The sequence below is a fragment of the Xenorhabdus khoisanae genome (assembly GCF_001037465.1).
In the GTDB taxonomy this organism is placed as follows: domain Bacteria; phylum Pseudomonadota; class Gammaproteobacteria; order Enterobacterales; family Enterobacteriaceae; genus Xenorhabdus; species Xenorhabdus khoisanae.
Genome location: NZ_LFCV01000022.1, coordinates 1 through 24,950, shown reverse-complemented (window position 1 = coordinate 24,950; position 24,950 = coordinate 1). Strand labels below are relative to the sequence as shown.

The following is a 24,950-nucleotide window of genomic DNA, read 5'->3' as shown; positions in this document are numbered from 1 at the left end:
AATTTAGATTATCTAACTTGGATGTTGAAGAGTCAGTTTTATATGAATAAAAAAGAGTGTTTTCTTTAAATGTCGATATAATCACTAAGTTATATTTTTTAGAGGAAATAATTTTTCTAAAAGAGAGTTTGTATTTTTCAGGAGAATGTTATGGTCAAATAAATTTTCCTAATATCAATATTACTACGATTAATTATTTCGTTCTAATTAGAATGCCAATAATTCAAAGCGATGTTACATTTCGTTGGCTATGATGTTAACTCATTGTAGAGAAAGGAGTAATATAAAGTGGAATACTATTTAAAAAAATCATTTAGACATGGGATTTCTAATAACTTTAAAAGTTGGTATAACTATTATATCAAGCAAGAAAGAAACTGCTTAGATAAAAATGTAGCAATAAACATAAAAAAAATCTTACGATTCAGTAAATTATCAGTTTTTTTGCATGAGGTACTCATTTTTGAAAGAACAACTCTCCAATCTGAAAAGTTATTAAACCTAAAATGTATTAAGGTTATTCAATTCTACGAACTGATGAAAATGAAATTATCTTTTTTTTCGTTCAAGAATAAATATCAAATAAAAAAGCACGAATTCTGTAAATATACATTTTTCGGAGACATTGAATGACTAGTTCAACAACGAATTTCATCACTGGCACTGAAGCTCTTGTTGAACTACTTCTTGCTCAGGCTGCTATCGATAAAACTCGAGGCATTAATACGGCTGGCTTTGTATCTGGCTATCGTGGCTCTCCATTAGGTGGGTTTGATCAAACGTTGTGGCGGCGTAATAAGGAATTAGTTGAAGCCGGAATTCGATTTCAACCAGCAATCAATGAAGATCTTGGTGCAACAGCACTTATTGGTACACAGAAAGTTGAAACAGACCCAGAGCGTAAAGTCAGTGGAGTTTTTGGAATGTGGTATGGAAAGGGACCCGGTGTTGACCGATCAGGGGACGCATTAAAACATGGAAATGTTTATGGCAGTTCAGCACATGGTGGTGTCCTCGTTGTAGCAGGTGATGATCATGGCTGTGTTTCATCTTCCATGTCCCACCAGTCAGATCTTGCAATGATTGCATGGAACATGCCTGTATTACATCCGGCCTCTGTTGCTGACTATAAGGAAATTGGTCTGTGGGGTTGGGAAGCTTCACGTATTAGTGGAGCTTGGGTCGGATTTAAGGCTATTAGTGAGACTGTAGAAAGTGGAACCACTCTACGAAGATCGGATATGCAAAAGGAATTCGAGTATCCAACAAATATAGATCAAGGACCAGACGGATTGCATTGGCGGTGGCCTGATCTTCCCGGACCTCAGGTGGAGCAACGCCTCAAATATAAATTAAAAGCAGTTGAAGACTTTGCTCGTCTGAATCCTATTGATCGGGTACTGTCTCCATGTAACGAACCACATGCACTGCTAGTTACAGTGGGTAAAGCGCATAATGATGTACTTGAAGCTCTTCGTGTCGGAGGATTAACACCATATCATTTGGCCGCACACGGTATTTCTTGGGTGCATGTTAGTTTGGTTTTCCCTTTATCTCCTCTTCTGAGGGAATTAGCCCCACAAGTCGAGCATATCTTTGTAGTGGAAGAAAAGGCGGCAGTGGTAGAAATGTTACTTGCCCGCTATCTGTTTAACACAACAAAAAGCCATCTTATCGCCTTATCGGGAAAACGAGATCCTAATGGTCGGGTTATACTGCCTGAAGACATTGAATTACGTCCATCAAGAGTTGTCCAGCCCTTGGCTGGTTGGTTGTCTCAATTCGGAGTAAGTCTCGATATTCCACTCGAATGGTCTATGTCAGTTGGAAAACAATATCCAATGTTTCCGAAACGTACGCCATATTTTTGTGCAGGTTGCCCTCATAGTACTTCTACTCGTGTTCCTGATGGCAGTCACGCTCAGCCAGGAATTGGCTGTCATGTTATGGCTGCCTGGATGGATCGTAACACTGGTGGTGGCTCAGTGCAGATGGGTGGGGAAGGAGTCGATTGGATTGGTCATGCGCCATTTACTGGTAGAGAACATGTTTTTCAAAATCTCGGGGATGGTACCTATTTTCATTCCGGTCACTTAGCTATTCGTCAATCGATAGCAGCAGGTAGCAATATTACCTTCAAGATTTTGTTTAATGATGCTGTGGCAATGACAGGTGGACAGCCTATAGATGGTGTCATGTCAGTTCCTCAAATTGCTGCTTTGACTTTAGCCGAAGGTGTAAAAGCGGTTGCTGTTGTGGTTGAGGATATTAAAAAATATCGTAAAGATAACTCATTACCACCAGGGGTTAGTTTTTATCATCGAGATCATTTAGAGACAGTCCAACGTGAATTTCGCGAGACCAAAGGTGTTACTGTCATTATTTTTGATCAAGCTTGTGCTACCGAGTTGCGTCGTAGGAGGAAACGTGGTTTAGCTCCTCGGGCTAAGGTAAGTGCATTCATCAATGATCATGTATGTGAGGGGTGTGGAGATTGTCAAGTACAATCCAATTGCCTTGCTATTATTCCAATAAAGACTCCTTTGGGGCAGAAAAGAGCAGTTGACCAAAATACCTGCAATTCTGATCTTTCTTGTCTAAAAGGGTTTTGCCCAAGTTTTATCACAATTGAAGGTGCAGAGTCCAAAAAGGATATAACAAAGGTCATTTCTCAAGCCGAATTAGAAATGATGGTGAGAGAACTGAAATATCCTGTTGTTATATCACAAGATGAGCCGTATGAAATCCTTCTGGCTGGAATTGGTGGGACTGGAATTGTAACGGCAGCAAGACTTCTTGCTCATGCTGCAGAACAAGATGGAAATGTGGTTAGTGCTTTAAATTTCAGTGGATTTGCACAAAAAGGAGGGGAAGTTTTATCCCACGTTCGTTTCTGTCGTAAAAAAGAGGCACTTCATCAGGTTCGTATAGATAAGGCACAGGCAAATTTGGTTATTGCTGCGGATCTTGTCGTCGGGGTCAGTATGGCTAGTCTGGAAGTTATGTCTTCTTCTTCGACGGCTTGTGTAGCGAATACACATGAAACCCAAACAGGTGCAATGCTACGAGATATCTCATTGCAACTTGATGAAGAGCGTATGTTTAAAACTTTGCATAGTCATTGCCGACATTTTAAAAGCACAAATGCGAACATTATTGCTACACATTTGGTTGGAGATCATGACCAAGAAAATATAGTGCTTCTCGGTTATGCTTGGCAATTAGGGTTTATACCAGTCAGACTTCATTCAATGGAATTGGCTATTAGAGGACTTGGAAAGGTATTCCAAAGTGCTCTAACTGCCTTTCATCTGGGGAGAGTAGCGGCAGTTCATCCGGAAATTATTCATAGCTACTTAGCTGATTCAAAAGAAAGCCTCCCTAAATCTCTAGATGACTTAATTGTTCATTATAGAAATTTCCTTTCTGAATATCAAAATCCAGCCTACGCCAATCGTTATGTAGAACATATTGAGCGAGTAAGAGCCGCAACATCCATATTTAATGATGAAAGGTTGACTCGTGTTGTAGCTGAAAATTTATTTAGACTTATGGCCTATAAGGATGAGTACGAGGTTGCGCGACTTTTTGTCGAGACTGATTTTCTCACGAAAATAAAAAATCAGTTCGGAGGTAAATACAAAATACGTTTCCATATGAGTCCTCCCATTTGGGGCCGTAAAGATGCACGTACAGGGCAGCGAGGCAAAGTCGCATTAGGCCCTTGGCTCATCCCTTTCTTGAGGGTAATAGCAAAGGCTCGTTTTCTTCGTGGCACAGCTTTTGACCTATTTGGGTTGCAAAAAGAACGGAAAATGGAAAGACAATTGCTTTCTGATTATGAAAAACTTATCAACCATATCGTTCATATCGTTACTCTAGATCGGTTTTCTCTTTGCCTCCAGCTTGCTGAACTTCCAAGTCAAATCCGTGGATTTGGTTATGTTAAATTCCAAGCCATTAAGCGAGTAGACAAGAAGAAGCAAGAGTTGATTGCACAACTTAATAACGCATTAAAAAGCCCAGAAGAAAGCACTAAAACTGTGCACACTTAATCTTCTGATGATCAAACATTTCTTACTGAAACTGGGCATGAAATATGACGACTCAACCAGCTATATTAATAGTACGAAAACTAATTGAAAGCTTTGTTGACAGTAATTCTTTTTTTGAACTAGATCCCCTCGCTGAACATGACTGTATATACTTTGGTTCAGAGCACCGTAAGATTCCAGGAGATGGGATTATAACAGGGTTTGCCCGAGTAAATGGTCGTCCAATAGTGCTTTATGCACACGATGCTAGTTTCCTTGGTGGTAGTTCAAGTCGAATGCATGCTCTGAAAATAACCAAAATTCTAGACCTTGCTCTCAAAACGGGCGTACCGGTGATTGGTCTCAATAACTCGACTGGCATAAGGATTCATGAGGGCGTTGATGCAGGAGTACAATTTGGAGAGGTTTTCTATAAGAAGGTCAAAGCATCTGGTGTTATTCCACAAATATCAATACTTCTAGGTGATTGTGCTGGTGGTGCTGCCTATGCTCCAGCATTAACCGACTTTGTTATTATGGTTAAGAACAATTCAACCATGTTTTTGACCGGTCCAGCCGTAATACGACAAGCAACTGGTGAAGAAGTAACAAAAGAAGATATTGGTGGTGCTATGTTACATGCTAAGACTACGGGATTGGCTCATTTTGTAGCTGATACTCCAGAAAGAGCGCTTAGTTTAGCACGTGATCTTTTAGAATTTTTACCTCAGAATAATTGTTCAACAGTCCCCAAACGTCCTGCAGAAGACCGAATAAGTGCACGGTTATCCGAAATAATCCCTCAAAATGGCAATGAACCCTATGATGTAACAGGAGTTATTGGAGAAATTGTAGATAGAGCCAACTATCTTGAAGTCCATCACCATTATGCTCCCAATATTGTTACAGCATTCGCCCATCTTTATGGTATTCCAATTGGCATCATTGCTAATCAACCTCAGACCCTCGCGGGATGCTTAGACATAGACGCTTCTGAAAAAGCGGCTCGTTTCGTGCGTTTTTGTGATGCTTTTAATATCCCTATCTTAACTTTGATTGATGTTCCGGGATATTTACCTGGAATTAATCAGGAGGCAGGAGGGATCATTGGTGCAGGAGCGAAGCTTTTACATGCCTATTGCGAATCTTCTGTCCCTAAGATAGCTGTTGTTCTGCGTAAAGCCTATGGTGGTGCTCATCCAACGCTTGCAAACAAATGGGCAACTGACATGATTTTTGCACTACCTGAAGCAGAGATTGCCATTATGGGCCCTCAAGCTGCTGCTGATGTTATTTTTCGCCGACAAATATCTGAAGCTGAGGATCCTCAAACTCGCCGAGCCGAACTGGCTGCAGAATATCGTAATGCTCATGCTAGTGCGGAGTATTCAGCTCGCCGAGGTTATATCAATGGATTCTTATATGATCAAACTATACGTCCAGTTCTCGCCAATGCCTTTCGAATTCTTCAAGACAAAATAGCAGTCACACCAGGGCGTAAGCACTCCAATATTCAACTTTAATTGAGGGGATACCGTGAAAATACCACGCCACGCAGAAAATGACTTTCTTCCCGATGCAATCAAAACTCGTCAAGAGTGGTTGGTTGAACAAATTGGTCGAGATTTACCGTATTTGTTTAATCGATTACCTACACCACCATCTTCTCTAGTTGGCACTATAGAAAATTATGTAGGTATGGCTGGCGTTCCAATAGGGCTTGCTGGCCCTTTGCATATTGAAGGCAGCCATGCCAAAGGTGATTTTATCGTTCCATTGGCCACGACTGAGGGGGCTCTTGTTGCATCGTTCTCACGTGGAATGCAGGCATTGACAGAAGCTGGAGGGTGTAATGTCTTTTCACCCACAAACGTATGGTCAACAGAAGGAAGTAAAAATACATACTATAAATTCCGCGGTAATGCTCTGACTAAGATATCAGCAGTTTGGTTACATCGCGCCTCTGATGCTCTGCTATTTGATGAATGGTTACGTCAACATACAGAAAAAATCGCTGAAGTCACTAATAGTACAAGCCGTTTTGCAAAGCTTAAAGAAGTTACTCCAATATTTCAGGGAAGTATTGTTGGTTTGGCATTTCGCTACGAGACAGGTAACGCAATGGGCTTAAACATGGCCACAAAAGCTAATGAGGCCGCGTGTACCTATATTCGAACTCATGCTGATAACTTGGTTGGAGGATATTTTAACACACTGGGAGGGGATAAACGTTTCGTGCCAGATGAAGCTAAAGGACGTTACGTTACAGCCAGTGCTGTTTTGCCGGCAGAACTTATCATGCGGAGGTTTCGTTCTACACCTGAGCGTATGCAGAGATTCCTTCAAGCGTGTCATCTTATTTTAGGTCAGCGAGGAGCTACTGGGCAGAATATTCATATTGCTAATGCACTCACTGCGTTTTTTATTGCATGTGGGCAGGATCCTGCTTTTGTTACTGTGTCCTTCTTCAATGCTAGCACCTCTTTTGAAATCAATACAGAAGGAGCTCTGGTGGCAAGTGTTACTTTGCCTAATATTATTGTCGGCTCAATTGGTGGTGGAACAAAACTTCCCGTGCAGCGAGAGTGCCTTGCGATGATAGGGTGTGAAGATGATGCCAGTAAGCTAGCCGAGATTTGTGCTGCTGTAGCTCTGGCGGGGGAGATATCTGTCGCTGGTGCTGTCAGTGCAGGAGAATTTACTCGGGCGCATACCCAACTTGGTCGTGGTTTGCATGATTCCGATTTTGGTGACGTACCCAAGGTTGTGGGGACACCATTATGATTCAACGTGTACTCCTTGCGTGTCGTGGGGAAATTGCCCTTCGTTTTATTCGAACAGCACAGCGTCTTGGCATTGAAACAATCGTTGTGTTCGACGTGGAAGAAAAAACAGCTCCTTTTGTCATGGCTGCGACATATAGGATACAGTCAGATATTCTTAATCCTTTCGCTTCGCCAGACTATCTTTTGGCTATTGCTGATGAATACAGCGCTGATGCTATTGCACCTGGTTATGGGCCGTTAGCTGAGAATGCGGATTTTGCTAAAGCATGTGTAGATGCTGGGATCCTTTTCATTGGCCCAAATATATCTTCCCTTCGTTTGGTTGGGAACAAAATTGAAGCACGTCAACTTGCCATATCTGTTGGAATACCTGTTATTTCTGGTGCTGCGGTGACATCACTTACCGAAGCTCAAGAATTAGCGGCAGGAATTGGATATCCGGTTCTGTTAAAAGCAGCAAATGGTGGAGGCGGTCGGGGGATCCGGCTTGCAGAAAGTCATAATATGCTAGAGCGGGTTTGGAAAGAGGTTGCACGGGAGAGTTTAGCTGCATTTGGCACAGCGGATCTCTATATTGAGCGTTTCCTTGGGGATAATATTCGTCACATTGAAGTTCAAATATTGGCTGATGCTACTGGAAATGTCATCGCGCTCGGAGAGCGCGGCTGTAGTATACAGCGTCGGCGACAAAAAATGGTTGAAGAATCCCCGGCTCCTGGAATTGATGCTACTTTAAGTAAGAAGATCAGCGAGTCAGCTGTCAAATTCGCTCGAGCTGCGGGTTATACTAGCGCTGGCACGGTGGAGTTCTTAATTGATATTTCCGGGCAGTTCTATTTTATTGAGATGAATGGTCGCATTCAGGTGGAGCACCCTGTCACTGAAGCAGTGGCAGGTATTGATATCGTGGAAGCTATGTTTGCTATTGCAGAGAAGAAACCATTCAGTGACGATATATTGAACACAACTACTTACGGCCACGCGATAGAATTTCGCATTTGTGCGGAAGATCCATTTCAGGAATTTATGCCCATGGGAGGAGTTATCACGGCTTGTAATTTTCCACATGGGCCAGGAGTACGGATTGATACTGGTATCGCAGAAAATCAGATCCAACTTACGCGGTATGATAGTCTTTGCTTGAAACTCATTGTCTGGGGAAAACATCGGGATGAAGCTATTTCTCGGGCAAGGGCTGCGTTAGATGAATTGCTAATTGCGGGTTTGCCAACGAACCTTCCATTTCATCGTTGGCTAATTGATCATGCTCCATTCTCTACCGGAAACTATGATCTGTCACTGACATCTAGTTATCATCCTGAACCTCCTGATGAAACTTTTCAGCGTGACATCGCCATTGCTGTAGCATTGCGAGAGTATCTGGCCATGACAGCAATCTCTGAAGATGTCGCCACTTCATCTTTATTCTCGAATTGGCGTCTCATGAACGAACGGGGAGTGTCCTATGGCAGATAAATTATTTTCTATTCAAATAACTATACCTTCTGGCACATCAAAACAACATATATTACGTATTGCTGACGAAAATAATGGTCAATTTTCAGTGACAGACGATAAAGGTTGCTTAACCCGTGTTCGTCTTCTCAGACTGGATCAAGAAGGAAAATATGACCGCCTTATTATAGATTTTGGGGGAACAATCAAGAGCATTATTTTGGGTAAGAAAAGTGAACTTGAGCAAACATTTTCCGCAGATATAGGTGGCTATCATCTGGATATCAGTGCAACGCATGGTATGCGATCGATGTCTTCCAGTAGAACGCATGATTTTGATATAAATGAAATTTGCGCTCCATTTCATTCAATAGTGTCGGAAATATTAGTTAATCCAGGGGATATCCTTGAGGCCGATCAACCGGTATTGAGGTTAGAATCAATGAAGGTTATTTCGACTTATTTTTCACCTTCATATTGTCGTGTAGCAGAAGTTTTTGCTGTGGAAGGGCAGGCGGTTGTGGCTGGTTTTCTGCTTGTCCGTTTTGTACCACTTTCAATGACCTCATAAATTATGATTTATTAGGAGTTCGGTATGTTTAGTGTGAAAAATATTGAAGACCAAATAGCATCGTTTTCCTATGAATTGACATATGACAATATTCCAGTATCGGCTTTGAAAGCTGCACATTTGTCGATTCTTGATATATTTGGTGTTACTTTGGCTGGCTCGGTACGTCCAGAAATCCAACTATTACAACGAGTCATTGGGCAATGGGGAGGAAGCCCCGTTTGCCCCGTCTTTGGGACAAGTTTGTGTCTTCCCCCCAGCACTGCTGCTCTTCTCAATGGAGCTGCATCACGGGTTTTAGATTTTGATGATGTTGTAGATCCACTAGGTATCCACCCTAGTGTGGCCATATTTCCTGCCCTTTCAACTATAGCTGCTCTCCGTCAACAACATGTCACTTCCAGTGAGTTCTTAATCGCTACCGTCATTGGCCATGATCTGATTACTCGGCTTGCACGTGCGCGTAAGGAGACTCTTCTTGAAAGTGGAAGATATGACCTTAGTAAGGTTATCGCTGCAACAGCGGCCGCTGGTCGCCTTTTCGGACTCTCACCTACTCAGCTGCGCTCTGCTATGGGAATTGCTTATACTTCGGCTCTCGGTGAAGCCCAATGTATGGTGGAGGGCACACCTACAGTTTCTTACCAACAGGGCCTTGTTGCGTCCAATGCGGTTAAGGCTGTTCTTCTGGCATCTGAGGGCTTTGATGGTGCTCATAATTTTCTTACTGGTCGATACGGCTTGTTTAGAGCATTTGAACCTGGTTCAGAGTTAGACAGCATAGTAGATGGGCTTGGAGCTGTATTCGCAAGTGAGAATGACATTGCTTTCAAACCGTATCCAACTTGTCGTCCTAACATCTCAGCTACTACTCTGGCCATTAGTTTGGCAGGTTATTCCCAAATAAAATCTGAGGATATAACTCATATTGACATTGCGATGAACCAACAAATCTATGATCTTGTGTGTGCTCCTTCAGATAAGAAATGGAAACCCACAACATCTGTAGAGGCTAGGTTTAGCATGGCATATACCGTAGCTGTAGGTTTGCGGAATGGTGGAGTCTTCATTGCCGATTATGACGATGTTGCATTAGATCGTGCTGATATACTCTCTATTAGTGAAAAAATTCGTCCACGTGTTGATCCTAAATGTGAAATTCCTGAACTTGGAACCCATGGAAGAATAGAAGTCAGTATTCATTATGTTAGTGGAGATATTCGCACTGGATTTATTGATATACCGAAAGGAAATCCTCAAAATCCTCTTGAATCTGCTGAGATTATTGAAAAATTCACAAACTGCTTTAGCTATTTCGATCCCAAAAACGGTGCAATACAAGCGAATAACGCAATTCAGGCTTGGAAACGTATAATTAAGGACGAAACTGGCTTGAAAGATCTTTTATCTTACGGAATAGTTAATGGAAAAAAATATTGATTTGATAGTAGGGGTATCTTTTAAGAGAGTTGTTTTGTGAAAAGAATAGATATCGAGCAATAATAAAACTTAATTATGCCTGAGGATTTCTACGATTATTTTTCTTTGAAGAAATTTTTATCGTACCGCAGGCAGTTTAGTTCTCTTCTTAAATTAATTTCAGGTTAATCATGTAGACGATTATCAAGTACCCGAACTGCTTTTCCTTCTGAACGAGGGATATCTCCATGGTTGACGATGCTGACTTCTGTATTGAGACCTATCATAGATTTAATGTGATAGCGTAGTTGATGGCAGATGTCGTAGCGTTGTTGATCGTTCAGTAATTCTGATTTTTTTAATTCAACTTTGACAGATAGTTTGTCATAATTCTTAATGCGATTCACTTCCAACTGATAGTGCGGTGATAGCTCTTTGATGCGCATGATCTGCTCTTCTACCTGTGAAGGGAAGACGTTGACACCCCGGATAATCAGCATGTCATCGGAACGTTCAATGATCTTACTCAGGCGGTACATATTGCGTGTTGTACCGGGAAATATGCGTGTTAGGTCGCGAGTGCGATAGCGGATCACTGGCATAGCTTCTTTGGTCAGGGTGGTGAGAATTAGCTCTCCTGTTTCACCGTTAGCCAAGTTATTCAGATTGTCAGGATCAATTATTTCTGGGTAGAAATGATCTTCCCAAATCGTGGAACCATTAGTGTCGTCCAATGATTCCATGGCAACTCCTGGCCCTATGACTTCTGACAGGCCATAGATATCCAATGCTCTAATGCCCATACGTGTTTCAATCTCGTTGCGCAGTGCATCGCTCCAAGGTTCCGCACCAAAAATTCCGACACGCAAGGAACATTTACTGGCATCTCCACCCATCTTACGTTCCAGTTCATCCAGTAGTGTTAGACAGTAGGAAGGTGTCATCATGATAGCGTCAGGTTTGAAATCCAGAACCAGTTTTGCCTGTTTTTCTGTTTGCCCACTGGACATGGGGATCACCGTTGCACCTAATCGTTCAGCTCCATAATGAGCTCCTAAACCTCCAGTGAACAGACCATAACCGTAGGCTATATGGACTTTGTCTTTGGAGCAGACTCCAGCAAGGCGTAAGCAACGGGCTATAATATTCGCCCAATTGTCGATATCCCGTTGAGTATAGCCTACAACAGTTGGGCTTCCAGTGATGCCAGATGATGCGTGAATTCTCACTATTTGCTCCATGGGTACGGCAAAGGCACCAAAAGGATAGTGATCCCGCAGATCTTGTTTGGTGGTGCAAGGAAATTTGATGATGTCATCAAGTTGTTTGAAATCACTCGGATGGATACCGGCGGCATCGAATTTTTGGCGATACATGGGAACGTTATTGTAGGCATGATTGAGCGTCCATTTTATCTGTTGAAATTGCCATGCCTGAATCTCATCTCGTGAAGCAAACTCCATCGGGTCCAAATCTTGCTCTCGAGACTTTTTTAGGTGCTGTACGTTGTTGCTCATCGTTGCCTGTCCTTTTGTTGATTTGTTTGTAACAGGTTGCTTTTGTCGTTTTATGCGCAGGTATTGATTAAGTCAGACCGTCAGGAATTAAGCGCCTCTTGCAGCCGGCTCTGAGTTGTTGCTAGGAAATACGTTCAATAATCATGGCGATGCCTTGTCCTACGCCAATGCACATGGTGCACAGGGCATAGCGACCAGCACGTCGTTCCAGTTCAAGGGTCGCTGTCAGCGTAAGGCGGGCACCGCTCATGCCCAGCGGATGACCAAGTGCAATCGCACCGCCATTCGGGTTTACGTGTTCCGCATCATCCGGTAACCCCAGTTGGCGCATTACGGCCAGTGACTGTGCAGCAAAGGCTTCGTTCAGCTCAATAACATCCATTTGATTTAAATTCAGGCCAGCAAGCGCCAGTACTTTGCGGGTGGAAGGTACTGGCCCGATCCCCATGATGCGCGGTTCAACGCCACAAGTTGCTGTTGCGACGATACGTGCCCGAGGTGTCAGCCCGTGGCGTAATGCGGCGGTTTCTGAGGCGATGATGAGGGCTGCCGAGCCATCATTAAGGCCAGAAGCGTTACCCGCAGTGACTGTGCCGTCGGTACGGAACGGGGTTTTGAGCCGTTGCAGTTGCTCCAGTGTTGTCTCCGGTCGAGGATGTTCATCTTGTGAGACAACCGTCGTTGTGCCTTTTTTGTGGATTGAGGGCAGTGTGACGGCGATGATTTCCTCAGCCAGAATACCGGCTTGTTGTGCTTTGGCCGCGCGCAGTTGGCTGCGCAGGGCGAAGGCATCCTGATCGTCACGGCTGATTTGAAATTGGGCTGCAACGTTTTCTGCCGTTTCAGGCATGGAGTCAGTGCCAAACTGCTGCTGCATCAGCGGATTGATAAAACGCCAACCGAGGGTGGTATCAAAAATCTCAGCCTGACGGCTGAATGCGCTGTCTGCTTTGCCCATCACGAAAGGCGCCCGACTCATTGATTCTACGCCACCAGCCAGCATCAGCTGGGCTTCACTGGCTTTGATGCTGCGGGCAGCAAAAGCCAGAGCATCTAAGCCGGAGCCACACAGCCGGTTGACTGTCGTGCCAGGGACTGAACCCGGCAACCCTGCCAGCAGCGCTGCCATACGTGCGACGTTGCGGTTATCTTCTCCTGCCTGATTGGCGCAGCCGAGGATCACATCATCAATTTGTTCCCGATTCAGCGCAGGATAACGGGCCATCAATGCCTGTAGCGGCAGGGCCGCCAGATCGTCCGTCCGCAGGCTGGATAGCTTACCGCCATAACGCCCGATAGGAGTGCGGACACCATCACAGATAAACGCATGAGTCATGATTGTTCTCCCTGACGGTTTTTCTGAGTGTTGTTAAGAGGATCGTTATTAACAAAATCGTTGTTTAGCGAATTGTCTGAAATATGATGACCGACGCGATGGGCGCGCCCGCGGAAAAGCGCCACGACATTGCCTGCCTGATTGGTGATTTCCACGTCGTACAGGCCGGTTGTTTTACCTTGATGCTGAACGGAGGCAGTGGCCGTGAGTTGATCATCAACCAATACCGGACAGATAAAATCAATGCTGCCACTGGAAGCCACTGCTGCCAGCCCTTCACTGTTGCAGGCGTAGGCGAAAGCGGTATCTGCCAGACTGAACAGAATGCCTCCGTGACAACTTTGGTGGCCGTTGAGCATGCTGGGGATGATTTTCATGCTGAGCCGGGCGAATCCGACATCAATGTGCTCAATGTGCATTCCCATATTTTGGGCGCAGGCATCCTGAGCGTACATGGTTTCAACGTGGTGGCGCGCCTGTTGGCTTGCGGCATTATCTTGCATGAACATCCCCTTTCTTATGGTTTTCGGCTTTTTGGCGAGTGAGTTGGGTATGTCCCGCGGCTAGCTGGCGCAGCAAAGGAGCAGGGCGGTAACGAGGCTCCCCATAGAATTTCTGTAAGTTTTCCAGCGTACTGAGAATATGTTTCCAGCCCAATTGCTCTCCCCATGCCAGTGGGCCAATCGGGTAATTGACGCCATAGCGCATTGCCAGATCGATATCTTCGGCGCTGGCAATACCTTTGTTGATGGCATCCAGCGCTTCGTTGCACAGCATGGCAACGGTACGCATTGTCAGCAGGCCGGGGTAATCCGGCAGGAGAATCACTTGCTTACCGATTGATTGCAGAAAGCCGATCACTTTTGCGGTTTGCTGGGGAGTATTCTGACAGGCGGTGCTGAGGGTAATGATGGAAGCCGATTGGTGATTGGCAGAAAGATCAAACTGCATCACCGGTACTCTGACTTCGTCAGCAATTTGCGCGCAGGTTCTCCCTTTGGTCAGTGTCAGGATAATGTCATCAATCTGCAAAGTAGGAGAATGGAATCGGTCATTTTTGTTCTCTTCGAAGAGGACCCTATATTGCTGTAGTTTAGGTTGCTGTAGCAGGGCGGTAAGATGAGGTAAAAGCGCCCAGTTTCCTGTTGCTTTGAGCCGCACTGGCGGTTTTTGTTTGCTGGGTTGTTTCGGCACTATTTTCGGCAGTGGCTGACTCTCTTTTTTTCCGTTATTTCCCTTCACGTCATAAGAATAAAAACCGCGACCACGCTTACGCCCCAGATGATCGGCATCCACCAGCTCTTTTTGTTGTAGCGAAGGTTGGAATCGGGTGTCGCCGTGGAAAGCGTGGAACAGGGATTCAGTCACAGCGTAATTAATGTCATGACCGATCAAATCCATCAGTTGTAGTGGTCCCATCGCGAAGCCGCCCGACTCTTTAATAACGGCATCCAGAGTGGCGGGGGCTGCAACCTGTTCTTCCAGCGCACGCAGGGCTTCTGCATAGAAGGGGCGGGCGATGCGATTGACAATAAAACCCGGTGTGGAACGGCAGATCACAGGCTGCTTTTTCCAATGGATAACGAGATCCTTGAGGGTTGCCACAGTTTGAGGGGAAGTTTCCAGACCCTGTATGACTTCCACCAGCTTCATTAAGGGGGCAGGATTGAAAAAATGCAGCCCTGCTATACGCTGTGGCGCAGACAGAACACGGGCAATGGCGGTAATCGACAATGATGAGGTGTTACTGGCAAATAGGGTTTGTGCTGAACAAATGGATTCCAGTTGTTGGAATAAATTCTGCTTGGCTTCCAATTGCTCGACAATGGCTTCAATCACCAGCGCACAAGGCGCCAGTGCTTGTAACGAATTCACTTGAGTGATGCGTTGTAACAAGGTTTCTGTTGTGCCAGCCTCTGCTTTGCCGGCTTCCACACGTTGATGCAGGCGAGCGCGGAGGTTATCCAATGCATGGCCTACCGCTTCACTATTCGTATCAAACAGCAGGACGGAATGTCCTGCCTGAGCTGCGACCTGAGCAATGCCGATGCCCATGGTTCCCGCCCCAATGACGGCGATGGGGCCGTTAAGTAGAGGCGTGGTCATGATTATTTCCCCTTGAATACCGGTTGGCGTTTTTCAATGAACGCACTGACGCCTTCACGAAAGTCTTCGCTGTGCCCGCATTGACGTTGTAAGTCGCGTTCGAGGTCAAGGTGCTGTTCCAGTGTATTGCCGGCTGCGGCATAAGTGGCTTGTTTGATGCAGCCAAGCGCGACGGTAGGTTGGGTTGCCAGATGTTCAGCCAGCGCTTGCGTTTTATGGACCAACTCTTCTGGCTCGACGACTTGCCAGATCATGCCCCATTCCAGAGCTTGTTCAGCGCTGATCTTCTCCCCTAATAATGCCATTCCCATTGCACGGGCCTGACCAATCTTATGGGGCAGGAACCAACTGCCACCAGCATCCGGTGTCAGGCCGATGCGGCAGAAAGCCTGAATAAAGCTGGCTGTACGGGAAGCAATCACAATATCACAAGCTAATGCAAGGGAAACACCTGCCCCGGCTGCTACACCATTAACGGCAGCGATAATGGGTTTGGGCAAAGCCGTCATACGCCGGATCAGCGGATTGTAGTAACGCTCAACGGACTGACCAAGATCGGGTGTGCCGCCATCAGAGATAATCGAGTTCCGATCATTTAAATCTTGCCCGGAACAGAAGCCGCGTCCGGCTCCGGTGAGCAGAACACAGCGTATTGACTCATCCTGTTCAGCAATATCCATCGCTTTGCTTAATTGCTGATGAAGTTCCTCGTTAAAGCTATTGAGGCATTCTGGACGGTTGAGCGTAATGCTAAGGACACCAGCTTTAATATCAGTGAGTACCATTGATATGTTTTCCATCGATCAGAACCCTTTGAATGTTGGTTTACGTTTTTCCAGAAAGGCGGTGATGCCTTCCTGACGATCGGTTGTACCTGCCAGAGCGACAAACTGCTGGCGCTCGGAAATCAGCCCTTGTGACAGGCTTGTTTCTTGTGCGGTTTTCAGGGCGGCTTTGGCGGCCCGCAATGCCAGTGGTGAAAATTCACTGATGCGTTGCGCGATTTGCTCTGCACGTTCCAGTGTCGTGAGATCAGGGCAAACTTCGCCGACCAGCCCCGCCTCCCGTGCGCGGTAGGCATCGATAGATTCACCGGTCAATATCATCTGGTAAGCCAGTGCCTTGCCGACGCTGCGGATGAGCCGCTGCGTTCCCCCTGCCCCCGGCATCAGCCCCAGGGTGATTTCTGGCAGACCAAAGCGCGCATTTTCTCCACAAATCACCAAATCACAGGCCAATGCCAGTTCGCAGCCAGCGCCAAGCGCATAACCGTTTACGGCGGCAATGATAGGTTTGCTAATGTTGTTCAAACGTTGCCAGAGTTGTGGGCGGGGATCTGTCATGGCTGAAGCAACGGTCTGTTGTTGCAGTTCTTTCAAATCGGCACCTGCCGCGAAACAGCTCGATGAACCTGTAATGACAATGGCTCCCGTTCCGCTATCTGAATCCGCCAACTCTAATTGCTGCACGAGTTGTTCCAGACAGTCATTACTCAGGGCATTACGCACTTCTGGCCGGTTGAGGGCCAGCGTACGTACCCTTTGTTGTTGGTGACATAAAATCCATTCCTGATTCATGGTCGGTCGTTCCTCATTCCTGATTTTTTATGTATGCAGACGTTTAGACGTCAAAATCGACTACTTAGACGTCAAAATCGACAATTACGCCATCGCCTTTCGGCCATGACTGGCAACTCAAGATATAGCCAGCCGCCAGTTGATCCGGTTCGAGGCTGTAGTTCACTGCCATGTCTACTTCACCGGATTTAAGCCGGCATTTGCAGGTGGCGCACACGCCCCCTTTGCAGGCATAGGGTAAATCAGCACCCTGACGAAGTGCAGCATCAAGAATACTGTCATCCCCTGCGTTTATTGTTATGTCGAGAATGCGGCCATCCAGATGAACTTCGACACGGGTTTCGCTGCGCTCAGTGAGGTTGGCGGGACGCGAACCCATCGCCGCTTTTTGCATTTGCCCGGTATTGAAACGTTCACTGTGGATACATTGGGCGGGAATGCCTGCCTGTTCTAATGCTGAGTGGGCATCATCCAGCATCGCTTCTGGCCCGCAGAGAAAAGCCTGATTAAACTGGGCGAAGTTGAGCAAGGTTTTACCGATGCGCTGCAAGTGATCGGTATCAATGCGTCCGTTAAACAGCGGGCTATCGGTGGCTTCCTGACTGAACAGATACAGCACCTGAAAACGATCCAGATAGCGATTTTTAATATCAGCCAACGCCTCTTTGAACATCACTGAGCGGCTGGTTCGGTTGCCATAAATCAGCGTAAAGGTGCTGTTCGATTCCTGTGCCAACGTACTTTTGATGATTGATAAAATGGGTGTGATACCTGAACCGGCAGCAATCGCCAGATAATGCCCTTGCTGATTTACATCGGGACAATGCCCAAAGGTGCCTTGTGGTAGCATAACCTCCAGCTCATCCCCGACTTTCAGTTGTTGATTGATGAAAGTCGAAAAACGCCCCTGATAAACGGCCTTGACGCCGATTTGTAAGGCGTCATCCAGTGGTGAACTACAGATAGAGTAACAACGACGTAGCTCTTCACCGTTTACCTGAGCCTTGAGGGTCAGATGTTGGCCGGGTTGGTAGCAGAAACGGTTCTTTAGTTCATCGGGAACGTGCAGTGTGACGGTCACGGCATCCGGTGTTTCCCGTTCAATGGCAGCGATGCTTAAGCGGTGAAAGCTATGTGACCGTACGGAGTGTGACCGTACGGAGTGTGACCGTGCTTGGTGAAAAGTTGCCATCTTCTGCTCCCTTATTGAATTTAGATACATTTGAAATAATCAAACGGCTCCAGACACTGTTGGCAGCGATAAAGCGCTTTGCAGGCGGTAGAGCCAAATTCGCTGATTTTTTCTGTTGTATGGCTACCGCAGCGCGGGCAGATGATCGGTTCCACATTTGCCGGTTTTTCACAGGCCAATCCTTGGGGTGGGGCAATACCGAATTCACGTAAACGCTGTTTGGCATCTTCATTCATCCAGTCGGTTGTCCATGCGGGTGTCAGGCTCACTTCGATATCCACTGGCGCAAAGCCTGCTTGTGTCAGGGTTTCCTGAATGGCATTGAGCAGGTACTCCGTCGCGGGACAGCCGGAATACGTCGGGGTGAATGTCACTCGCCAGCCGTTTTGCATGCCTTGTATCGGCGTGACAGCCCGGATCATGCCGAGATCAGTAATAGAGAGCACGGGGAGTTCTGGATCGGCAATTTGGTGCAGACATTGCCAGATTTGATGGATTTCCGGCGGCTGTACGCTTGCACGAAAGAGTGTGTTGTATTGCTGTCCCATCATTTCCTCCCATAACTATCCGTTTTTTGTTACCAGATGCAGTTGGGGTAAGTACGTTGCAGATATTGCATTTCTGCCAGCATATATCCCAAATTTTCCGTATGCAGTCCTTGTTTTCCGCCTTGTCGGTAAGGCTGTTCTGGTGGTGTGTCTAATGTCGCTTCCGCGAATGTTTCGTTGACGATTTGCAGCCACGGCTCATGCAGTGTGCGGGGATCAACGGCAATGCCATCTTCCGCCAGCCGTTGCTCTATTTCGTCGCAATGGAATAGCTCACCGGTAAAGCGCCATAGTTGATTGATGGATTGCTGAATTTTTCCGTGGCTCAGTTCTGTTCCATCCCCCAGGCGGATCATCCAGCCCCGGCTGAATCGCAGGTGATAGTCCACTTCCTTCAACGATTTGGTGCTGATGGCGGCCAATTGGGGATCACGGCTTTGGCTCAGTGCCTGATGCAGGAGAACGTGATAGGCATCGATAAAAAATTGGCGTACCAATGTGTCGTTAAAGCCGCCGTTTGGCTGTTCCACCAACAGTAGATTCAGAAACTCACGCTCATCACGACCAAATGCCAGATGGTCTTCATCAAGCCCCGTTCCTGAAAGGGTGGCTGCATAGCTGAGGAAATGGCGTGATTGCCCAAGCAGGTCAAGGCCGATATTGGCCAGAGCGAGGTCAATTTCCAGTTCTGGCGCATGCCCGCACCATTCGCACAGGCGCTGTGCCAGAATCAGCGGCGTATCTCCCTGACGCAGCACATAATGAAACAGGTCATGTTTGGGTGATGAAACGTTATGTATATTCATATTTCCGTCCTCTACATATTCTTGATGCCATCAGGAATGGTGTAGAAAGTCGGATGACGGTAAATCTTGTCCTCCGAGGGTTCGAAAAACGCCCCGCGCTCTTCCGGTTGTGAGGCCACCAGATAGATGGATTTCACGACCCAAATAGAGCAGCCTTCATTGCGGCGCGTGTAGGCATCACGTGCGTTTTCCAGTGCCATTTGATCATCTGCCGCATGGAGGCTGCCAACATGGCGGTGAGCCAATCCCTGTTTACTGCGGACAAAGACTTCATACAGTGGCCACTCGTTATTGTTCATTAGATTCACTCCCTTCAGTTCTGTTCAGGTGACGCGGATTAGGCAGCACTTTTTTTGGCGGCTGTTTTCTTGGCATGGACAAATGCGGCCTCACGTACCCAACTTCCGTTTTCCCAAGCCCGGCGTTTGGCTTCCAGACGCTCGTGATTGCAGATACCTTGTCCTTTCAGCACCTGATAGAATTCATCCCAGTTGATTTCGCCAAAACGGTAATGCCCGGTTGTTTCATCCCAGACCAATTCGGGGTCGGGGGCTGTCATGCCCAATGCCTCTAACTGGGGAACGGTGTTGTCGATGAATTTTTGCCGTAATTCATCATTGCTGAATCGCTTGATTTTCCACGCCATGCTCTGGGCGCTATTGGGAGAATCGCTGTCATTCGGGCCAAACATCATTAATGTCGGCCACCAGAAACGGTTAATGGCATCTTGTAACATTGCGCGTTGGGCTTCGTTGCCATTTGCCAGCGCCATGACAGCTTCATAACCTTGCCGCTGGTGGAAACTTTCTTCCTTGCAGATCTTCACCATCGCGCGGGCGTAGGGACCGTAAGAGGCCCGGCACAAGGCGACTTGGTTAACAATTGCTGCACCGTCCACCAGCCAGCCAATTACGCCAATATCTGCCCAGCTCAGGGTGGGATAGTTAAAGATGGAGGAGTACCTCATCTTGCCATCCAGTAGCTTTTGGTAGATGTCCTGACGGGAACAACCCAGTGTTTCAGCAGCGCTATAGAGATAAAGCCCATGCCCTGCCTCATCCTGTACTTTGGCCAGCAGGATGGCTTTGCGGCGTAATGTCGGGGCGCGGGTGATCCAATTGGCTTCCGGTAACATGCCGACCACTTCCGAGTGTGCGTGTTGACCAATCTGGCGTATCAGATTCTGGCGATAGGCTTCAGGCATCCAATCTTTGGCCTCAATGGACAGATCCGTGGCGATCTTGGCGTCAAAGTGCGCCTGAAGTGGGTCAGTTGTCATTTTAGGCTCCGTTATGATTCTTATTTTTTGGTTTAAAACATAAAAATGAATCACTTTAGATAACCATAAATCTACAAACCGATAACAAAAATATCAAACACTTGAGTTGTATATTTGTCGTACACATCACAATATGAATTTAAATTCATTATAAAACAAATGGTTAATTTTTAATGTTTGATGATGACAAGAATATTAACAAGTGATCGGGCACAAGTGTTTTTATTTTGTTAATTTTGTGGGTGGCCTTGTCAATGAAATATATGATACATAAATAGCATGCTGTTACTTAATGATTGATTCATTAATGAGATTGGTGGAGAAAAAAATGCAACAATTGACGAGTTACATTTGTGGCGCTTGGGTTTATGGGCAGGGCAACACCAGAACCATTCATCATGCAATCAGCGGCGAAGCCTTGTATCAGGTATCTTCAGAGGGTTTGCCACTCGCAAAAAGTTTAGAATATGCCCGTGAAAAAGGGGGAAAGGCGCTGGCTGCGATGACATTCCAGCAACGGGCGCAGATGATGAAAGCAGTTGCAAAGCATCTGCTTGCCAACAAAGAAGCACTGTATGACATTTCTACGCAGACAGGGGCGACCCGCTCAGATAGCTGGGTTGATATTGAAGGCGGTGTGGCGACGCTTTTTTCTTATGCAGGATTGGCAGGGCGTGAATTACCGGATGATACGCTGTGGCCGGAAGATGAAATGATACCGTTGTCTAAACAATCTCAGTTTGTGGCCCGCCATGTGCTGACTTCCCGCCCCGGTGTTGCACTGCATATCAACGCGTTTAACTTTCCTTGTTGGGGCATGCTGGAAAAATTGGCACCAACGTGGATGGCGGGAATGCCGGCGATTATCAAACCCGCTACGGCTTCTGCCCAATTGACACAGGCGATGGTGAAAATGATCATCGACAGTGGTCTGGTGCCGGAAGGCGCATTGCAGTTGATCTGCGGTGGCATTGGTGATCTGTTTGATCATCTCGGTTATCAGGATGCCGTCACGTTTACCGGCTCGGCACAAACAGGCCAGAAACTGCGTGCCCATCCTCGGCTGATAGAAAAATCCATTCCCTTTACGATGGAAGCAGACTCGCTCAACTGCTGTATTCTGGGCGAAGATGTCACACCTGATATGCCGGAATTTGGCGTATTTATCAAGGAAGTTGTCCGTGAAATGACCGTCAAGGCAGGTCAGAAATGTACGGCCATCCGGCGTATTATTGTGCCTGTCGGTCAAATGGAAGACGTTAAACAAGCATTGCTCAAACGGTTGTCTGGTGTGACGGTCGGCGATCCTACTTTGCCGGAAGTACGTATGGGAGCGTTGATTAATCAGGAGCAGCGTGATGAGGTACAAGCGAAAGTCAACGAATTGCGCAATAGCGGGTGTGAGCTTTTGTGTGGGGGTTCACTGGATAAATTGGTCCTGACGGGTAACAGCAACAGCAAGGGGGCCTTCTATCCGCCAACTTTGCTCTATTGCGCTGATCCAATGGCAAATCAGGCCGTACACAGTACGGAAGCATTCGGGCCAGTTTCCACGTTGATGGCTTATAAGGATACCGAACAGGCGATCGAACTGGCGATGATGGGAGATGGCAGTTTGGTGGGTTCGTTGGTGACGGCAGATGAGCAGATTGCTGTACAGGTGATTCGTGCGACAGCCTGTGCTCATGGCCGTATGCTAGTGTTGGATGAAGCCGCTTCTGCGGAATCCACAGGACACGGTTCTCCACTGCCCATGCTGGTACATGGCGGGCCGGGACGTGCAGGCGGCGGTGAAGAGCTGGGCGGGCTGCGTGCCGTAAAACATTACATGCAGCGCACGGCAATTCAGGCTAGCCCAAGTATGCTGGCTGCGATTGGTCGTGAATGGGTTCGTGGCGCAAAAGTGAAGGAAGATCCGATACATCCATTCCGCAAGTATTTCGAACAGCTTGAAATTGGTGAAAGTTTACTGACCGCGCGCCGGACGGTGACGGAAGCGGATATCGTTAATTTTGCCTGTCTGAGCGGGGATCATTTTTATGCTCATATGGATAAAATTGGTGCGGCAGAATCCTTATTTGGTGAACGCGTAGCGCACGGCTATTTTGTCGTATCGGCGGCTGCGGGCCTGTTCGTTGACGCTGCTGTCGGGCCTGTACTTGCTAACTATGGTATGGAAAACCTGCGCTTTATTGAACCGGTTAAGATTGGCGATACCATTCAGGTACGTCTGACTTGCAAGAAAAAGATTAAAAAAGTCCAGAAAACACCAGAAGATACACCACAAGGTGTTGTGATGTGGGATGTTCAGGTGCTGAATCAGGAACAACAACCTGTAGCGCTTTATAGCATCCTGACGCTGGTGGAGCGGCAACAAGGCGATTTTGTGGCGTCAGCATAGGGCGGTAAGGGATTAAGCCAAGGGAATGGCTGGCTCCCTAACAGATAGTGCTACGCTCCATACTCGGCGCACCAGATAAAAATGGCGATTTAGATCGCCATTCAAAAATAAAATCACGTAACGGAACCAATAAACAACAGGAATATAATAACGAAAATATATTCCTTGTTCGTATATAATTCACCAAAATTTGGTTTAGCGCTAATTATTATTTAATTTTTTTTGATTATGTATTATTACAATAAGAAAAAATGAGTAAAATTATACTTTATGCTTCCTTAAAAACATAACTGATTTATATTTTAATTTTATAGCTGAAAAATATAATACCAAAAATATAGAAATAAAAAAAGTCAATATAAGACTAGTGTAATGTATATTATCGGACAAAACAAAAACAAAAACAAAAATAAAAAAAAGAAAAATAACCAAAAGATTTAACGCTGTTCCATAGAAACCTTTTTTAGATATAAAACCTCTTGAAAAATATCATAATCTGAACGCGCAGCAGCAGATTTTATCAAATTTATTTCCTTTAAAGTAAATTCATGCTCCATCATTAACCTTTCTATATTTTCTTTCATTTCCATTCACCTGTAATATTTTATCTAAGCTAATTGTACCTATTAAATTATTTTTCACCTACTTTTTCTTATCCCCGATACCAATGCTCAAAGCGGGATTTTAGATCATCATTTAGTACCGCTATCCGCGTCTGTAGTAAGTAATGTGCGCCTTATTGGCTACGTTCATAACAGCCACTTATTAAGTAAACGTAAACCACATAAAAAAGGGGTGTATCTGTCTACTTGTGGTTCAACCTACAGGCATCAGGCATTCTGTATTTCGCATTTAACGGCCTATTCCATTAGGTTTTAACTGAACGGATCTTCATCTGCGTATTTTTTCTTTTTAAGATTAGACCAATCTCCTTCATCATTGACATTTTTAAAAACCCTGTCGTTTTTAATTTTAGATTTAAGTTGATATTTTTTGGGGAAGTTTATCCCTAAGCCGGGATTAAGATAATTATCAATAAATGTTGGGCCGGTCATTTTTACCGTATAATCAATCCGCCTCAATTCACGAGAAAATTTATCATTGGCATCATCAGGATCAACGCCTGTTCTCCATACCGGATCTTGTATACCACATCTCGTATCCAGATTGATTTGATGAGTTTTTTTTAATTTTAGTGCCAAATCGACTCTCTTATCTACTTCATGGTATTTATTGAATTTTTTTATTTGGCTGATTTCATCGGCTTTTGGGGATTCATACATTTGAATGGAAAGGTGATGTTTTTTTATCATAATAGCCATTTTTAGTAATAGATTAAAAATCGCTTTTGATTGAGGAAGGGAGGCAATAATCGCATTTCCAAAGCGAGTATATGGAGTTGCAGACCAGTCTAACCCAGAGTTATCGCCTAAACCTATATTTGACCGAAGCTGTAGATTTTCAAATTTAGCATTATTTCTATCAAGCGTATTTTTTATATCTGAATCATACAACTCGACATCAGCATCCAGATATATTCCTCCTTCCATATATAAAATGGTTAAGCGTGCAAGATCACTGGATGTTGCGTAATTATGATAATTACCCATTAAATTAAGATGGTATATATGTTGTAAGTAGTTGATTAAATCAACATAATCTCCGTAGCGCCTTGTGTTATCGGCTTCTTTTTTTTGTTTATTAAAATAACTTAAACAATTCAACATTGGATCTTGAATGGAATTCAGATAAAATGCTTGTTGACGTAAGAATCTGAAAGTGGTTTCAATATTTCTATAATTAAAGTTAATGGGTATTTCACCAAGATCAAAATCCGTATCCTGATATTTAAGTTTTATTTTTCTTAATGTATTAATAATAAGTGACTGGACATTTTTCTCCCCCCAAATATTGACTTCAAAA

The 24,950-nt window shown here is 45.5% G+C and carries 20 protein-coding genes; 7 read left to right on the top strand and 13 right to left on the bottom strand.

From position 1 onward, the window contains the following. Nucleotides 1-629: 629 nt before the first annotated feature. From AB204_RS04030 to AB204_RS04005, 6 genes are read left to right on the top strand one after another with little or no spacing between them, the layout of a single operon-like run. Nucleotides 630-4,055 carry an indolepyruvate ferredoxin oxidoreductase family protein gene (locus tag AB204_RS04030; RefSeq protein ID WP_047962100.1) on the top strand — a complete coding sequence of 1,142 codons (3,426 nt, stop codon included), beginning with the start codon at nt 630-632 and terminating at the stop codon, nt 4,053-4,055. Nucleotides 4,056-4,099: 44 nt separating this feature from the next. Continuing rightward, nucleotides 4,100-5,557, top strand: coding sequence for an acyl-CoA carboxylase subunit beta (locus AB204_RS04025; RefSeq protein ID WP_047962099.1), 1,458 nt, complete (start codon nt 4,100-4,102; stop codon nt 5,555-5,557). 13 nt (nt 5,558-5,570) lie between these two features. Next, a complete protein-coding gene (locus AB204_RS04020; RefSeq protein ID WP_047962098.1) occupies nt 5,571-6,818 on the top strand; it encodes a hydroxymethylglutaryl-CoA reductase in 1,248 nt (415 codons plus the stop codon). Further along, entirely contained in the window at nt 6,815-8,296 is a 1,482-nt protein-coding gene (locus AB204_RS04015; RefSeq protein WP_200898195.1) for an acetyl-CoA carboxylase biotin carboxylase subunit, read from the top strand. Before AB204_RS04020 ends, AB204_RS04015 begins: the two co-directional genes overlap by 4 nt. After that, entirely contained in the window at nt 8,286-8,846 is a 561-nt protein-coding gene (locus AB204_RS21920) for an acyl-CoA carboxylase biotin carboxyl carrier protein subunit (RefSeq protein ID WP_053067828.1), read from the top strand. Before AB204_RS04015 ends, AB204_RS21920 begins: the two co-directional genes overlap by 11 nt. A 24-nt stretch (nt 8,847-8,870) precedes the next feature. Continuing rightward, the gene (locus AB204_RS04005) at nt 8,871-10,286 is read left to right on the top strand and encodes an MmgE/PrpD family protein (RefSeq protein ID WP_072061387.1); all 1,416 of its coding nucleotides are present in this window, start codon (nt 8,871-8,873) and stop codon (nt 10,284-10,286) included. A gap of 164 nt (nt 10,287-10,450) precedes the next feature. Here the strand turns inward: AB204_RS04005 and paaK are convergent, their stop codons facing one another. From paaK to paaA, 11 genes are all read right to left on the bottom strand, one after another. Then, complete coding sequence (paaK, locus tag AB204_RS04000) at nt 10,451-11,782, bottom strand: phenylacetate--CoA ligase PaaK (RefSeq protein ID WP_047962096.1); 1,332 nt, start codon at nt 11,780-11,782, stop codon at nt 10,451-10,453. 121 nt (nt 11,783-11,903) lie between these two features. Next, the gene (pcaF, locus tag AB204_RS03995; RefSeq protein WP_047962095.1) at nt 11,904-13,118 is read right to left on the bottom strand and encodes a 3-oxoadipyl-CoA thiolase; all 1,215 of its coding nucleotides are present in this window, start codon (nt 13,116-13,118) and stop codon (nt 11,904-11,906) included. Beyond that, complete coding sequence (paaI, locus tag AB204_RS03990) at nt 13,115-13,621, bottom strand: hydroxyphenylacetyl-CoA thioesterase PaaI (protein ID WP_047962094.1); 507 nt, start codon at nt 13,619-13,621, stop codon at nt 13,115-13,117. The genes pcaF and paaI overlap by 4 nt, the downstream gene beginning before the upstream one ends. Next, nucleotides 13,611-15,224, bottom strand: coding sequence for a 3-hydroxyacyl-CoA dehydrogenase (locus AB204_RS03985; RefSeq protein WP_047962093.1), 1,614 nt, complete (start codon nt 15,222-15,224; stop codon nt 13,611-13,613). Before AB204_RS03985 ends, paaI begins: the two co-directional genes overlap by 11 nt. A gap of 2 nt (nt 15,225-15,226) precedes the next feature. After that, complete coding sequence (paaG, locus tag AB204_RS03980) at nt 15,227-16,024, bottom strand: 2-(1,2-epoxy-1,2-dihydrophenyl)acetyl-CoA isomerase PaaG (RefSeq protein WP_047962092.1); 798 nt, start codon at nt 16,022-16,024, stop codon at nt 15,227-15,229. A 3-nt stretch (nt 16,025-16,027) separates the two neighbouring features. Continuing rightward, on the bottom strand, nt 16,028-16,801 hold the full coding sequence (gene paaF / locus AB204_RS03975) for a 2,3-dehydroadipyl-CoA hydratase PaaF (protein WP_047962091.1): 774 nt from the start codon (nt 16,799-16,801) through the stop codon (nt 16,028-16,030). A 64-nt stretch (nt 16,802-16,865) separates the two neighbouring features. Further along, nucleotides 16,866-17,993: a 1,2-phenylacetyl-CoA epoxidase subunit PaaE gene (gene paaE, locus AB204_RS03970; protein ID WP_084728520.1), complete on the bottom strand. Its 1,128-nt coding sequence runs from the start codon at nt 17,991-17,993 to the stop codon at nt 16,866-16,868. 20 nt (nt 17,994-18,013) lie between these two features. Continuing rightward, on the bottom strand, nt 18,014-18,541 hold the full coding sequence (gene paaD / locus AB204_RS03965) for a 1,2-phenylacetyl-CoA epoxidase subunit PaaD (protein WP_047962090.1): 528 nt from the start codon (nt 18,539-18,541) through the stop codon (nt 18,014-18,016). 29 nt (nt 18,542-18,570) lie between these two features. Further along, nucleotides 18,571-19,347, bottom strand: a complete 777-nt coding sequence (paaC, locus tag AB204_RS03960) for a 1,2-phenylacetyl-CoA epoxidase subunit PaaC (RefSeq protein ID WP_047962089.1) — start codon at nt 19,345-19,347, stop codon at nt 18,571-18,573. Nucleotides 19,348-19,358: 11 nt separating this feature from the next. Beyond that, nucleotides 19,359-19,646 (bottom strand): 1,2-phenylacetyl-CoA epoxidase subunit PaaB, encoded by a 288-nt coding sequence (gene paaB, locus AB204_RS03955; protein ID WP_047962088.1) that lies wholly within the window; start codon nt 19,644-19,646, stop codon nt 19,359-19,361. 38 nt (nt 19,647-19,684) lie between these two features. Next, nucleotides 19,685-20,626, bottom strand: a complete 942-nt coding sequence (gene paaA, locus AB204_RS03950; RefSeq protein ID WP_047962087.1) for a 1,2-phenylacetyl-CoA epoxidase subunit PaaA — start codon at nt 20,624-20,626, stop codon at nt 19,685-19,687. 328 nt (nt 20,627-20,954) lie between these two features. Here paaA and paaZ point away from each other — a divergent pair, with 328 nt between their 5' ends. Further along, complete coding sequence (gene paaZ / locus AB204_RS03945; protein WP_047962086.1) at nt 20,955-23,027, top strand: phenylacetic acid degradation bifunctional protein PaaZ; 2,073 nt, start codon at nt 20,955-20,957, stop codon at nt 23,025-23,027. Between the two features lie 437 nt (nt 23,028-23,464). Here paaZ and AB204_RS22685 read toward each other — a convergent pair whose 3' ends face one another. Beyond that, a complete protein-coding gene (locus tag AB204_RS22685; RefSeq protein ID WP_161796535.1) occupies nt 23,465-23,611 on the bottom strand; it encodes a hypothetical protein in 147 nt (48 codons plus the stop codon). A gap of 291 nt (nt 23,612-23,902) precedes the next feature. Beyond that, on the bottom strand, nt 23,903-24,950 hold a 1,048-nt coding region (locus AB204_RS03940; RefSeq protein WP_047962085.1), incomplete at its 5' end, for a glycosyltransferase.

Bases quoted from the DNA above. Each gene is read 5' to 3' on its own strand.
- paaG (WP_047962092.1), bottom strand. From the start codon at position 16,024: ATGGAAAACATATCAATGGTACTCACTGATATTAAAGCTGGTGTCCTT.
- AB204_RS21920 (WP_053067828.1), top strand. From the start codon at position 8,286: ATGGCAGATAAATTATTTTCTATTCAAATAACTATACCTTCTGGCACA.
- paaB (WP_047962088.1), bottom strand. From the start codon at position 19,646: ATGAACAATAACGAGTGGCCACTGTATGAAGTCTTTGTCCGCAGTAAA.
- AB204_RS04005 (WP_072061387.1), top strand. From the start codon at position 8,871: ATGTTTAGTGTGAAAAATATTGAAGACCAAATAGCATCGTTTTCCTAT.
- pcaF (WP_047962095.1), bottom strand. From the start codon at position 13,118: ATGACTCATGCGTTTATCTGTGATGGTGTCCGCACTCCTATCGGGCGT.
- paaF (WP_047962091.1), bottom strand. From the start codon at position 16,801: ATGAATCAGGAATGGATTTTATGTCACCAACAACAAAGGGTACGTACG.
- AB204_RS04030 (WP_047962100.1), top strand. From the start codon at position 630: ATGACTAGTTCAACAACGAATTTCATCACTGGCACTGAAGCTCTTGTT.
- paaZ (WP_047962086.1), top strand. From the start codon at position 20,955: ATGCAACAATTGACGAGTTACATTTGTGGCGCTTGGGTTTATGGGCAG.
- paaC (WP_047962089.1), bottom strand. From the start codon at position 19,347: ATGAATATACATAACGTTTCATCACCCAAACATGACCTGTTTCATTAT.
- AB204_RS04025 (WP_047962099.1), top strand. From the start codon at position 4,100: ATGACGACTCAACCAGCTATATTAATAGTACGAAAACTAATTGAAAGC.
- AB204_RS03985 (WP_047962093.1), bottom strand. From the start codon at position 15,224: ATGACCACGCCTCTACTTAACGGCCCCATCGCCGTCATTGGGGCGGGA.
- paaD (WP_047962090.1), bottom strand. From the start codon at position 18,541: ATGGGACAGCAATACAACACACTCTTTCGTGCAAGCGTACAGCCGCCG.
- paaI (WP_047962094.1), bottom strand. From the start codon at position 13,621: ATGCAAGATAATGCCGCAAGCCAACAGGCGCGCCACCACGTTGAAACC.
- AB204_RS04015 (WP_200898195.1), top strand. From the start codon at position 6,815: ATGATTCAACGTGTACTCCTTGCGTGTCGTGGGGAAATTGCCCTTCGT.
- paaK (WP_047962096.1), bottom strand. From the start codon at position 11,782: ATGAGCAACAACGTACAGCACCTAAAAAAGTCTCGAGAGCAAGATTTG.
- AB204_RS22685 (WP_161796535.1), bottom strand. From the start codon at position 23,611: ATGAAAGAAAATATAGAAAGGTTAATGATGGAGCATGAATTTACTTTA.
- paaA (WP_047962087.1), bottom strand. From the start codon at position 20,626: ATGACAACTGACCCACTTCAGGCGCACTTTGACGCCAAGATCGCCACG.
- paaE (WP_084728520.1), bottom strand. From the start codon at position 17,993: ATGGCAACTTTTCACCAAGCACGGTCACACTCCGTACGGTCACACTCC.